At 59.2% G+C, this 13,663-nt stretch carries 9 protein-coding genes; 7 read left to right on the plus strand and 2 right to left on the minus strand.

The window, feature by feature from the left end; translation table 11 throughout:
* Positions 1-39 precede the first annotated feature (39 nt).
* Complete coding sequence (locus NG895_RS29225) at positions 40-1,158, plus strand: NHL repeat-containing protein (RefSeq protein ID WP_252856117.1); 1,119 nt, start codon at positions 40-42, stop codon at positions 1,156-1,158.
* Here NG895_RS29225 and NG895_RS29230 read toward each other — a convergent pair.
* Positions 1,142-3,058 (minus strand): pyrroloquinoline quinone-dependent dehydrogenase, encoded by a 1,917-nt coding sequence (locus NG895_RS29230; protein WP_252856118.1) that lies wholly within the window; start codon positions 3,056-3,058, stop codon positions 1,142-1,144. The two genes, NG895_RS29225 and NG895_RS29230, sit on opposite strands and share 17 nt — an antisense overlap.
* Before the next feature lie 545 nt (positions 3,059-3,603).
* On the opposite strand from NG895_RS29230, the gene NG895_RS29235 reads away from it, so the two are divergent.
* The 6 genes from NG895_RS29235 to NG895_RS29260 all read left to right on the plus strand — a co-directional run bounded on the left by NG895_RS29235 (position 3,604) and on the right by NG895_RS29260 (position 11,333).
* A complete protein-coding gene (locus NG895_RS29235; RefSeq protein ID WP_252856119.1) occupies positions 3,604-4,860 on the plus strand; it encodes a DUF6786 family protein in 1,257 nt (418 codons plus the stop codon).
* Between the two features lie 69 nt (positions 4,861-4,929).
* The gene (fucP, locus tag NG895_RS29240) at positions 4,930-6,297 is read left to right on the plus strand and encodes an L-fucose:H+ symporter permease (RefSeq protein ID WP_252856120.1); all 1,368 of its coding nucleotides are present in this window, start codon (positions 4,930-4,932) and stop codon (positions 6,295-6,297) included.
* 110 nt (positions 6,298-6,407) lie between these two features.
* Positions 6,408-8,168 carry an amidohydrolase family protein gene (locus NG895_RS29245; RefSeq protein ID WP_252856121.1) on the plus strand — a complete coding sequence of 587 codons (1,761 nt, stop codon included), beginning with the start codon at positions 6,408-6,410 and terminating at the stop codon, positions 8,166-8,168.
* Positions 8,169-8,606: 438 nt separating this feature from the next.
* Positions 8,607-8,984, plus strand: a complete 378-nt coding sequence (locus NG895_RS29250) for a hypothetical protein (protein ID WP_252856122.1) — start codon at positions 8,607-8,609, stop codon at positions 8,982-8,984.
* Positions 8,985-9,314: 330 nt separating this feature from the next.
* Complete coding sequence (locus NG895_RS29255; protein ID WP_252856123.1) at positions 9,315-9,851, plus strand: hypothetical protein; 537 nt, start codon at positions 9,315-9,317, stop codon at positions 9,849-9,851.
* Between the two features lie 420 nt (positions 9,852-10,271).
* Positions 10,272-11,333, plus strand: a complete 1,062-nt coding sequence (locus tag NG895_RS29260) for a helix-turn-helix domain-containing protein (RefSeq protein ID WP_252856124.1) — start codon at positions 10,272-10,274, stop codon at positions 11,331-11,333.
* 229 nt (positions 11,334-11,562) lie between these two features.
* Here NG895_RS29260 and NG895_RS29265 read toward each other — a convergent pair whose 3' ends face one another.
* Positions 11,563-13,647: a glycoside hydrolase family 172 protein gene (locus tag NG895_RS29265; RefSeq protein WP_252856125.1), complete on the minus strand. Its 2,085-nt coding sequence runs from the start codon at positions 13,645-13,647 to the stop codon at positions 11,563-11,565.
* Between the last annotated feature and the right edge of the window lie 16 nt (positions 13,648-13,663).

Below are 13,663 nucleotides of genomic sequence, written 5' to 3' on the forward strand. Positions count from 1 at the left end.
GCAGGCGACAGCACTTCTTCGATAAACACCAATCCTGCGATGCGCAATCATTCTACCGGTACGTTCACACGACGCGATTTCTGTAAAACCGCCGCCCTGGGGGCCGCAAGTGCCCTGGCCCTGCCAGCGATTCGAACCTCGGCCAAGACCGAAAGTTCCACGCCGATCGTTGGCGTAGAGGGGTATCAATACCAGGTCGATCACGACTGGGCGCAGTTGCCAGACAAGTTCCACTGGCAGACTACGCACAACGTTACGATGGGCAGCGATGGCCTGGTGTACGTGATTCACGAGGGCCGCTACGCCCTGAAGGATCACCCTTCGATTTTTGCGTTCGATGCCACGGGCAAGTTTGTCCGCGCGTTTGGCGAGCAATTTCAGGGGGGTGGCCATGGGCTCGACCTTCGCCGCGAAGCGGATGGCGATCAGCTTTACGTCTGCGCCAACAAGCAGCAACGCTCGTTTGCCAAGGTGACCGCGGAAGGGATGCAAGTCTGGCGTCACGGCGCTCCCATGGAGTCGGGCTGCTACCACGAGGGAGAGGACCAGTTCCCACGTCCAAGAAACAGCAACCCGGGCGGCCGCGATCGCTTCCTGCCCACGAACGCCGCTTTTCATCCCGATGGCAGTTTCTACATAGCCGATGGCTACGGTGGCTGGTGGATTCACCACTTTGATGCCGATGGCAAGTTCCTCGGCACCATTGGGAAACCGAGCAGCAAGCAGGACGAAACCGGCATGCTCAATAACCCGCACGGCCTGTGGGTCGACCCCCGTGGCGACGATCCCACACTGGTGGTGGCCGACCGTGGCAACCATCGTCTGCAGTGGTTCACGCTCGACGGAGAGTATATCCGCTCGATGGAAGGTTTCTTCCGGCCGTGCAACATCGACACGCTGGGCGAGTTGATGCTCGTGCCCGATTTGCAAGGCCGCGTCACGCTGGTGGGGGGCGACGACCAGATCATCACACACCTGGGCGACAATTCTGCGGAGATCAACGCGGACCGTCGCCGCGCGATTCGGGGCGACGAGTCTCGCTGGCGACCTGGCAAGTTTGTGCACCCGCACGATGCCTGCTTTGACGCCGATGGCAACATCTACGTTACCGATTGGGTGGTCACCGGCCGCGTGACCAAGCTCACTCGCCTGACTTAGTCGTATCGGGTAGCGCGAAGGCAATAAACTTATCGCCCGCTTTCGTGCGCTGCTTTCCCGCCCCGCCCGCGGCGATCACCACGAATTGCTTTCCATTCACAGCATAGGTTGCCGGTGTGGCGTAACCGCCCGCCGGCAGCTTGTGCTGCCACAGCACTTCGCCGGTCGATTTGTCCAGCGCGCGGAACTTCTCGTCTTTAGTACCGGCAATGAGCACCAGGCCGCCCGCCGTGACGATGGTGCCACCGAACGACTCGGTGCCCGTGGGGGGGATGCCACGTTCGGTGAGCTCGTGAAATTCGCCCAAAGTGGTTCGCCACGCGATGTCGCCGCGGTTCAGGTCGACCGCCACCAACTCGCCCCAAGGCGGGGCGATCGCGGGATAGCCTTCGTGATCGCGAAACTGAATGTATCCCAGTTGGCGGTAGGTGCCATACTTCTTGCTCGATGGCGGGCCGTCGTCCAGCAGCGTCACGATGTTGGGGCAGTTGGTCACGTTCACGTACAGCAGGCCCGACGTCGGATCGAACGACGCGCCCGACCAATTGGCCCCGCCATGGAAGCCCGGCACCGCCACGGTGCCGTCGAGGCTGGGCGGATTGAAAGCCGGCCCGTACCGTAGACCCTCGAGTTGACGCAGCACATCCTGGCGGTTGGCTTCGCCAATGTTGGTCACATTAGTTTCATCAAAGTGTTGTGCTACCAGCGGCGGAGGTCGGACCGGAATTGGCTGCGTGGGCCACGGTTTTTCGGCTGCAATCGTGCTGGCGGGCGCCGGAGTCTCCACCACATCGAACAGCGGCTCGCCGGTCTGGCGATCGAACAGGTAAACGTAGCCCGTCTTGGTAACCTGCACCGCGGCGTCGATGGCTTTGCCATCGTGCTCGACGGTCACCAGGTTGGGCGGCGTGGGCAGGTCGTGGTCTAGCAAGTCGTGATGAACGCTCTGAAAGTGCCACACGCGTTTTCCCGTCGCCGCGTCGAGCGCCAGCGTGCAGTTGGCAAACAGGTTTTCACCTGCCCGATCGCCACCAAAAAAGTCGAACGCCGCCGAACCCGTGCCGGCGAACACCATGCCCCGCTCGATGTCGACCGTTAGCCCGGGCCAGGCGTTGGCACCGCCGCGATGCTTCCACGAGTCCCCTTCCCAGGTGTCGTGTCCGAACTCACCAGGTTGAGGCACCGTGTGGAATCGCCACACTTCATCACCGGTCCGTACGTCGAACGCCCGGATGTCGCCCGGCGCGCTCACGTCGGGCCCCTCGCCGCATGAGTAGCCCACGATCACCAGATTCTTCCACACCGCGGGTGCCGACGTTGGACCATAGGACAACTTTGCTTCAGCAGGCGTGAGCTCCAGCCGCATGTCGCGCACACCACGTGCCCCAAACTTGGGGTCGAGTTTTCCGGTCGCGGCGTCTAGCGAGAATAGCCTGCCATCGGAGGTGCCATGCAGGATTCGTCGCTCACCGCCAGCCTTGCCATCCGACCAGTAAGCGCAGCCACGATTCACACCGCCCGAGGCCAAGCCGTGCGGGTAAGGAAGCGAGTGCGGGTCGAACCGCCAGATCTCTTCGCCCGTCGCCGCATCGAGGGCCACGACCACGCGGTTGCCGGTGGTGATGTACATCACTCCCTCGACAACAATCGGCGTGCACTCGATGGTCGGCCCCGTGCCATCGGCGTTCAACTCGCCGGTCGCGAAAGTCCACGCTGGCTCGAGCCGGCCCACGTTCTCGCGGTGGATCTCGTCGAGAGTCGAGTAACGCATCCCACCCGCATTGCCACCCACGTAGGGCCAGTCCGGCCCGGCGGGCGCGTCCGCCCTGCCCTGTCCGCCGATGGCGACTGCTACCAAGAACGCGCAGATCGCTTGCGATATTGTGCCCGCTTTAAACATGGAAGCCTCGGTTACGACCCTAGAAGTAGTGAATCCATGGACAAGCCAGTTGATCATGATAACGGAATTGAGTGTCTCGAAGTGGGATGGAATTTCTTGACACACCTGGAAGTTGTGTGCGTCTCACGACTCGAGGTGCTTGTCGGGTGTCGCGCTACCTTCGCAGGGAAGTACAAATTGGCGACTGGGAAATTGCGGCAAGCGAGCGGCTGGACTATACTCGTCTCGCACCAAAGACGGGCGGTTCCGTTCGACAGATGGATTCTTTCATTCTGCCGGGTGCGATTGTTGGCTATGCCAACGTCACTTTTTCCGCGACTCGACGCGACCAAGGCTGATCATCGATGGGACCTGCCCACGTCTTGCTCGGATTTCTTGACACGCCAATTCGGCAAATCCGGCAAACGCCCAGTGCACTCGTCCCCCTCAGCAAGGTTTCGCAGCGAGGAACCTGCTAAAACCAAATACTCAACTCTGCGAGGTACGTCATGCAGACTGTAACGCCAGCTCGAACAGTGGTAGACACCAGGGCATCAGCTCGTCGAATGGCGTGGCTGTCTTGCGCGGCGGCCATCGTCTGCGTGACGACACTGGGCTGCGACAAGCCTGATTCCACTGCCGGGACCGACACCGACTCTGAAGCAAAGGGAGCCATGAGTAGCGAAAAGACTTTCGGCGAAGATGTCGAGTTCCTCAACGAGCATGCCAAGACATTGGTGTTACGCAGCAAGTCCGGCGATGCGCTGGTCGCCGTTACGCCCGAGTATCAGGGCCGCGTGATGACCAGCTCGGCTACCGGCGAAGATGGCGTCAGCTTCGGCTGGATCAACTATAAGCAAGTCGCATCGGGCGAGATCGCCGAACACATCAACGTGTACGGCGGCGAAGAACGCTTCTGGCTCGGCCCCGAAGGTGGCCAGTTCAGCATCTTTTTCCCACCGGGGGCGGAGTTCGAGTTCGCCGACTGGCAAACGCCGCCGCTGATCGATACCGAGCCGTTTGACGTAGTCGACCAAAGCGACTCGAAAGTCTCGTTTGCTAAAGAAGCGAGCATCAAGAACTACTCCGACAACGAGTTCAAGCTCAAGATCGAGCGCGACGTGGAAATGCTCGATCCCAGTGCGGCCAAGGATTCGTTGGGCGTCGATCCGGGCGAGCTCAAGTTCGTCGGCTATCGCACCACCAACAAAGTGACCAACACCGGCGACGATGCCTGGACCAAGGAAACGGGCCTGCTGTCGGTGTGGCTGCTGGGCATGTATAAGCCGGGTCCCAAGACCACTATTGTCGTACCCTACGAGCAGGGCGATGAGGCCGAACTCGGCATGATTGTCAACGACACGTATTTCGGCAAAGTGCCCGCCGAACGACTGAAGGCCGACGACGGTGTGATCTACATGTCGGGCGATGGCGAGTACCGCTCGAAAATTGGCGTTTCCCCCAAGCGGGCCAAGGACCTGGCGGGCAGCTACGACGCCGAACGTGGGGTCCTGACCTTGGTGAAGTACAACAAACCCGCGGGGGTGACCGACTACGTGAACTCGATGTGGGAAATCCAGGACGAGCCCTTCGCCGGCGACACGGTGAACGCCTACAACGATGGCCTGAACGACGAAGGCACCATGCTGGGGCCGTTCTACGAAATCGAAACCTCCAGCCCTGCCCTGGCACTGACGCCGGGCGAGTCGGGCACGCACATTTCGGAGACCTACCACTTCGAAGGCGACAAAGCCGAACTCGACCGCGTGGCGAAGGAAACCCTGGGCGTCTCGCTCGAGCAGATTCGCACAGCGCTGGATTGACGTTCGACAAGGTAACTCTTCAGCGCGAACACACTCTTCTTCTAATCTCTTACCACTCGGCAATTTTACATGGACAGTTCAATCCCGACCGACGGCGGTCAGGCCGGTACTCCTGAAGCTCGCAATCCTTATCAGAGCGCTGAGGCGGCTTCCGAAACGGATTCGCACCACCGAGTGATTCCGCCGGGGAAAGTGTGGGCGTTTTTCCTGCTGTCGAGTTGCTTCTTGTGGTGGGCAATCGCCAATAACCTGACTGATCCGCTCGTAAAGGTGTTTGAAAACATCTTTACCATGTCGACTTTTCAGTCGACCGCGATTCAGTTCGCTTTCTACTTTGGCTACTTCTGTATGGCGTTGCCGGGGGCCCTGATCGCCAGAAAGTACTCCTACAAAACCGGCGTGCTGGTTGGCCTGGGATGCTACGCCTTGGGATGTTTCCTGCTCTACCCAGCCATGATCGTTGAGCAGTTCTTTATGTTCTGCATCGCCTACTACGTGCTGGCTTGTGGGCTTGGAATTTTGGAGACCAATGCTAACCCGTACGTAATGGTCCTCGGTTCGGAAGAATCGGCAACTCGGCGATTAAACTTCGCTCAATCGTTCAACCCAATTGGGTCCGTGATTGGGATCATGATGTGTCGTAACATGATCATGGCCAACCTGCCCAAGGATGCGGAACGTCAAATCTCCATTGGTGCTGGAGAGAAGTCCGCAGCGTTAAGCACCGTCGTTTATCCCTATCTAGTGATCGCCGCCATCTTGGCCGTGGTGTGGATACTGATTCTGATAAGCAAAATGCCCAAGGCTTCCGACCGCGATGGACACGTGCATTTCGGCGAAACGATGTCTCGCCTGGTTCGTAATGGTAACTATATGTTTTCGGTGTTTGCCCAGTTCTGTTACGTGGGCACGCAGATCTCGGTCTGGACGTTCACGAACTATTATATCCCTGAGCAACTGGGCGTCTCTCAGGAGGAAGCCTTGGTGTGGCACACCGGTGCACTGGTGCTCTTTGGCTGTTCACGTTGGATATTTACGGGGTTGATGAAGGTGTTCCGTCCTTCCTCGCTGCTACTGTTCGCGGCGATCATGGCCTGCGTAGCGACGCTCACCGTGATATTTGTGGGAGGTGAAGCGGGCGTGATTGCGCTGGTTTGCATCTCCGGCTTTATGTCGCTGATGTTTCCCACGATCTTTGGACTGGGATGTGCGAACCTTGGATCGGACACGAAGATTGCTGCCTCGGGGCAGATTATGGCCATCGTTGGCGGTGCGCTCATCACACCGACGCAAGGTTGGATGGTCGACCACTGGGGCGTTAACTACTCCTATCTGCTGCCGCTGCTCTGCTTTGTGGTGATCGGCATCTACTCGATGGTTGGCCGCCAGTACGAGCGATCCGAGCAAGCCTCCGAGCTGGCGGACATTGCCGGCTGATCGCAGAAACTCGGTGGAATGCAGGCTTTCTGGTTGCATGGCGCGCTGCGCAATGCGAAACTATGCGCCCTCGCTATATCCTGCCTCGTAGCCTGCCAAGGATCTTCATCATGCGAACGTTGCTTGCCGTTTTGCCGCTGCTGTGTCTGATGCCCGTTGCCGCCGCCGACGAGACCGATCCTCGGGCCGACGCCATGAACGCCGACGTATGGCGCAAGGAGCAACGGATCATCGACATGCACATGCATATCGAGTCGAAGCCCGAACGCTTCGAACGGGCCATCGGCATCATGAACGCCGCCGGCATCGGCCTGGGCGTGGAGCTCGGCTCGGGCACCGTCATCGCCCCCAAGGGGCAGCTCTCGGGCATCGAGCGGAACATGCAGATCAACCAGCAGGTCTGCCCCGGCCGGTTTATCAACTACATGATTCTCGACTACAGCGGCTTCGAGAAAGACGACTGGAGCGAGCGGGCCGTCGCGCAAATCGAGAAAGGCCACCGCCTAGGCGTGGCCGGGCTCAAGGAGTTCAAGCGGCTCGGCCTCACCGTGCGCGACGCCAACGGGCGGTTGATACCGGTAGACGATCCGAAGCTCGACCCGGTGTGGAAACGTTGCGGCGAACTCGGCATGGCCATCTCCATCCATGTGGGCGATCCCAAGGCGTTTTGGGAGCCGTACAACGAAACGAACGAGCGCTGGGAGGAGCTGAAGGACCATCCCGGCTGGTGGTTTGGCGACCCCGAGAAGTATCCCCCGCGGGAGGAGGTGCTCGAGCAGTTCTTGCATGTCATCGAGAAGCACCCTGAAACCACATTCGTTGGTGTCCACTTCGCCAACAATCCCGAGGACATCGATTGGGTCGATCGCAACTTCGACAAATACCCCAACATGATGGGCGATCTGGCCGCACGGATTCCGGAAATCGGTCGTCACGACCCGGAGAAGCTTCGCGCCCTGTTCGTCAAGCACCAGGATCGACTCTTGTTCGGCACCGATTTTCAGGTTTGGAATCGCATGGTGCTCGGTTCAGCCGGCGACGACGAACGCCCCACCGACTACGACGCCCTGGTGTTCTACCGCAAGTGTTACCGGTTCATGGAAACTGACGACCGCGACTGGAAGCACATGACACCCATCCAAGGCAACTGGACCATCGACAGCATCGACCTGCCGCCTGAGGTGCAGCGTAAGGTCTACTTCGACAACGCCCGCAAGCTGCTCGCGGAACACTACCCTGCCCCGACATTGAAGGCGGTGCGAGCCAGGGAGGACTTTGAGCTCGACGGCAAACTGGACGAGGCCGCGTGGGCCAAAGCACCGATTGCCCGCGTGGAGTACTCGCTGCAAGAATCCGACCCCCGACCCGAGCTGAGCACCACCGCCCGCGCGGCCTGGACCGACCGTTACCTGTACCTGGCGTTCGAAGCGCCCTACACCGAGCTGACCATGGCCCAGGACCCCGGCAGCGAGGAGCGGCTGGGTCTGTGGAACGACGACGTCGTGGAGCTGTTCCTCGGCACCGACATGCAGAACATCAACTCGTACGACGAGTTCGAATGGGCGCCCAATGGCGAGCAACTCGACGTACGGCTCAACTTGCCCGAGAAAGACTTCCCCTGGTCCAGCGGCATGGAGTCGCAGGTCGCGATCGACAAAGAGAACAAAATCTACCGCGTCGAAGCCCGCATTCCCATGTCGGCGATCACCGACCAAATCCCAAGTGCCGGCACCCGCTGGCGCGCCGCGCTCTATCGCAACGACGCCGCCAACCAGGTATTCCTCGCCTGGCGCCCCACGCTCAGCGCCACGGCCCATGTACCCGAACGGTTCGGGTGGTTGGAGTTAGTGGAATCACCGGAGAGCGAATGAAGCCGTTCCCTGCGATCCAAGCGGGCAGCATTGGTAACGAGTGAAAACATGGGAATCATCCTAACGCATGCCTACTTGTTGTAGCGTGCACCGAGGCGTGGTACACCAGCGGGCGTTGTCCGCTGGTCTTACCTTCAAGCACGGAGATTCCCATGAAGTACCTTGCTGCCGATCTGCATAAGAAGACCATGAGTCTGTGCGTCGTCGAGTGGCACTCTCAATCACGGGGGCTTTCTCTGTAAGGATGCCAAGACAGGCAGCCCTCTAAGATGATTTGCAAGCGGCCTGATTGCAATGACTAATTCAGTCGGAGTTTGACAGCCCAAGACCATCCAAGAGAGGTGTCTTATCATGAGGTTTTACCGCGTACCTGTCCTCATTCTCTTTGCCACAGCCATGTTAGTTAGCCTGGAAGGGTGTTCCCGACCCGCAAGAAACATGAACGAAGTAAACAGCCCAACGCCGCGGGATATACTATCGATGCTGGAAGGGCACAAATCAGTAGAGGTCGTCGTGTACAAGCCAGACAGTGGAGAAGACGAGTGGAAGGTATCGACCACGATAAATACCCAACAATGGGAGAAGATTAAGAATCAGGCGTTGCATTCAACTTCAGAGAGTCTATTTGCGTCGATACCGTCAGTAGGCAAAATCTCTATCAATATGAATTCAGGGCAAACTCGAACTCTCTTCGTGTATCAAGACGACAATCGGCAGATGTGGAGCCCCGGCTGGGTTAGAGATCGATCTCGCAATGCGCCGATTTATTTTGCTACACTACCAAACGACAATCTGTTGGACCTTGGCGGCGAGTAGTGATCGTATGTTAAAGAATTGAGCCGACCCGGAAGCTACTGCAAGACGAGGAGTTGCGAAACACGCCGAGCCAAGAACTCGGCCGACTTTGGTGGGTTATCGAGTCCACGCGATCAGTGCCGGGATGCAAATCAGGCAATTGCATCATACGGCATCGTAACTGCAATGCGACTCCCCAGAAGCGAAGAACCGCTGAACGATAAGACCCCCCAGCTACCACGAAGTGATATCCGGGTGGGGGGACTTCCCCGGGCGAAATCATTCAAGAAGGCCCAGCGCGGCGCTGGCAGAATAATCCAAAGTACCTGCTGAAGCGAAGGAACTGCACACATGAGAGTCGTGGTAGGTTTATTGATTGCCGTTTCATTCGTCAATGGTGTGATGGCACAGAACAAACCGGCTGCCGATGGTTCCGATTTGAAGTACAAGGCAGCAACTGATGGCTCTGTTTCGCAAATCGTTAATGTAGCGCCAGCCTATCTGACACTCTACCTTTCGGCAGATAGCGGAGAGGTGGCGTTTGCCGGACTGGACAAGCGGCTTCCCTTTGGCAAGTGCCAGTCCTTTCTCTCGGCCTACTATCGTGCCTACCCAACGAAGCCCGATTTGGTGGTTCACTACACAGGCAAGGCTTCCTCTGAGCAGGAAGATGAACTGGTGCGATTCTTACAGAAGTTAGCTCGCAAGTACAACGTGAAGATGATTGTCTTTCCTCCACCGATGAGTGCAGATCCATTTTGGCGAGACAAACGTGACTTCAGATCGCTCGTAGAACAATTCGCTGGCAGTGGTAGCCTGCCGTCGCCGCCGGAAGAGGCCAACGATACTTCACACATCAGAATTCCGCGACTTATCCCGCAGAAGTGAAAGCCAGGCAGCAAGCATTCGACTGGAAGGGCCAATGGTGAATGCGCCAGGGCTGAAGGGTTGCGCGCTGGGTGCCACGGGCACTCCCCCTGTTTCGACCTGCCATCAGGCAATGCCCTGAGAATCCTATCGACTCTTCCTACGACTTCTTTGTTTCCTTCGTTACCTTCTGTTCAAATTCCCCTGCAGATGTGCCGTAACTGCGCGGGGCTTGTTGCGGCCTGCGATGCGGGGGGATCAATGACCGCGGAGCGGTCGGGCAGGTATTCCCACGCGGAGCGTGGGAACGAGGGATATCCACGTGAAAACTGGGCGTTTCTGCTTGGTTTGTGTTCATTTTTTTACACTCTGCGGGGTATAACGGGGATGCGGCATGAAGTGTACGCCTGTATATTTCCCCGAGAGCTGGAGAACCGAAAAATGGCACGACCACGAGTGTTGGACGACGTGAAAAAAGGCGAGATTACCGCGCTGTTATCGGCCGGGATGAGCATGGCGAGCATTGCTCGTTATGTGGGGTGTGATCGGAAGACGATTAAGCGGGAGCGGAGTGTTGATGAGGATTTCGACCTCCGCGTGCGTCGCGCAGAGATGGCGGTGCAGCTCAAACCACTGCAAGCCATCCAGCGGAAGGCGGACACGCACTGGCGGGCCGCGGCGTGGTTGCTCGATCGGCAGGAGAAGCGGCGGCTGGAGCGGCAAGCCAGACGGGATGCGGCCAACGCGGCCGATAAGGTGACGCTCACGCGCGTCGAGCTGGTGAAACTTGCGGGGCAGGTTAAGGATGCGGTGCTGTGTGCGGCCGTGTTCCGCGAGGACGAGGCGTACCTCGGCCGGAAGATCGATCAGGCGTTCGTGAATCTGGTGCCGGAGCTGGCTGCGAAGCCGGGAGATACCCTGCCGCCCTACGAACCTGCGTGGTGGCCGCGCGATTATGCGCCGGGTGAAAGGACCAGCGATTTTGCCACCAGCGATGCCGCGGCTGACTCCGCCCATGCCTCTTCAAACGACGCTTCCGGCGCCTCTTCCAGCGATGCTTCCAAGGATGCCGCAACCGATCCTCCCGTTGCACCGCCTGAGACTATGCCGGAGACGTTGCCGCCGATGGATGGGCCAGTGGTGCCGCCGAAGTGGGTGCCGCCGCGCGGGCAGACGTGGCAACAGTCGGCCAGGAATCTCGAAAAGCTCAACCCAGCGCGGTATGGCAAACAGCCGGCGCCCGGCCCGGTGGTCGATTGGGAGGCGCTGCAGAAATTTCGCGACGACTTGATTGGGGTGATCAGGAAACAACGCGCTGAGTCAACTTCTGAACCGGCCTCTGAACCATGCGGGGAACAACGCGGGGGGACAAACTCTTCGCAGTCGCCAAAAGCGTCGGAAAAAGCAGCGGTTTGCCAGCCGTCGCCGACGAAAGGGCCAGGGAGTTTTGGGCCCACGAATTTAGATCCCGGAAGTTGTCCCAAAACCAACGAGTTGAAATAGCCGGCCCGCCACGCGGTCCGTGAGATTCCTCCTGTTGACGTTGATGGTGGGGGCCACTGTCTGGCGAAGGTGGCTACGAGCAGGCTGGGGGCTCGTGGAGCTCGACCCCAGGCACCCGTTGACGTTGATGGTGGTGGCCACCGTCTGGCGACGGTGGCTACGGGGAGGGTGCGCGCGGGATTCCTTTGGGGTTGAAATCCCGCCTGGGGCGTACCAGCCATGGGGCAGCTTACTTAGGTTGGAGCCAGATGAAGTCGACACCGATGAGTGGATCCTTGTCCTTGGCGTCGCCTTCGAGCTTCAGTTCCAGCAGGTGGTCGCCGGCGGTGAGGTTCAGGCGTTTGCTCGGCGAGCAGCGAATCATCGTGCGGCGCGGGTCGTACAGGTCCATGATCCCATCGGCGTTGCCGAAGCCGAAAGGCTCGCCATCGAGCGTTGCGCTGACCTCGCCCGAGCGGTTGTCGAGCGCGAGTCCCAGTCGCAGTTCGTATTCACCTGCCTTCTCGACAGGAATGTTCAGCTTGAGGGCGTCGCCTTGGCCGTCCGGCTTCCACACCATGAGCCTCCCGTCCGACCAGAAGTCATCCTCTTCAGTCTTTACGACTCCGTCGGTGAGTTGCTCGGGCTCCAGGAAAGTCGCCCCCTGGGAGCCTCCTACCGCAAGCGGCTGGAAGGGGCCGGGCAATTTCGGCTTGCGAACGTCCTCGCTGGTGATGGGTCGGTGATCGTCCATCATGCCGGGACGGCCATAGTGGTAGGCCTGGCAAGCGTAGCTAAAACCTTTTACTCCGGTGTGGGAGAGCAATTCCATGTAGAAGCTGCAGCGGGTGTTGAACGGTTGGTCGTCGATCACATGAAAGCGGTTGTTGGTAACGAAACCGCGGTTGGCTGGGCCGTCGTTGCGGGGCTGACCGCAGTAGGGATAGAAGAAGATGTCGGGCGAGCTCCATGAGTAGTTGTAGTAATCCTCCGAACCGGTACCGAACCAGGATGGCTGCTGATCGTCGTCGACGAACACTTTCTCATCGCCCTCGCCCCACCAGCTGCCGCTGGGGTGGGTGCCGCGGGCGGGGTTCATCATCAACGACGCGGTGCCGACGTACCGCCCAGTGCCGTTGGCCACCAGGAATGGGATGTCCACGGCCGGCTTGGTCGACAGGTCGTGCATCACCCGCCAGCGAGCGTAAAAATGCATGGTTCGATCCTGATCCCACTGGCGGTTCTTCGACTGCACGGTTCCGTTTACGACCACCGGTTGATCGCCGAGGTTTTCGAATTCGATGCGAATCGACTTTTCAAAAGGCATCACGTAGCGGCTGACCATCTGGCCGCTTTCCATTACCGAAAAAGGAAGTGACACATATGGATTGACTCCCGGCGCCACGGCAAAGAAGTCGCCCACCGGCGATTGGACTTGTGGGTTGCTCCACTCGTCGCAGGTGATATGCATGACCGTCTGTCGCAGCGCGGCGACTTCGTCCTTGGCTTTCACCATCAGCGAAAGTTGTTCAATCGCTCCAGGGCCTTCGAGCACCACGGCTTCCGAGCGGTGACCGGGGTGAAGCGAAATTTCGAACTCGTGTTTGCCGTCGCCGATCACGGGGTAGTTGGCATCGGGATCGGCCAGCACTTTGGCTACCTGGGCGATTTCCTTGCCGTAGGTCTTGAGGTCGTCGGCCTGAAAGGTCTCGACGTCGACGTCTGGTGAGTCGTACTTGCGAATTTGGATGTAGTAGAAGTGGACCTGACGAGCATTGCCGGTCCAGACGATGCGACAGCGCTTGGCGAATGGCATCGGGCAGTAGCCGGCGTCGCGCTGGTAGAATGTGCCCTTGAGCATGTCGGAGGTAACATCCGACCCTTTGAGAAAGGTGTCGTAAGGGCGCTGCAGGAAGTCGATGGCGGGGCCGTCGTAGATTGGTTCTTCGCTGTCGTCCAGATAGACGCGAATGTTGCCCTGAATGGCTGCCGACCAGGTGCGGACGATGGCGCCGGGGCCTTCGACATCGACCATCACGTACTCGCCGACACCTTGGTCGTTCGGTTCGCGCTGGACCCGCTCGAACGGAGGCGTCGGTGCGCCGCCGAAGCCGTCGGAGTTCGAGAACCAACCCGGTCCATCCGGCAGATTGCTGCGGCGGTCGTAGGAGGTGAATTGCAGGGTCTTGTAGTCGTCGGTCGGCGTGTCGCACAGGCGGTCGAGATCGATCATCTGCTCGACCAGGCTGCCGGTGGTGACCACATCAGCGGCGGAGGAAAGCGGACAACATGCAACGACGAGGAATGCGGCAATCAAATAGGAGTGAAGCTTCATTGCAGTGCTCCAGGCG

The organism is Aeoliella straminimaris (assembly GCF_024054565.1).
GTDB classification, from domain to species: Bacteria; Planctomycetota; Planctomycetia; order Pirellulales; family Lacipirellulaceae; genus Aeoliella; species Aeoliella straminimaris.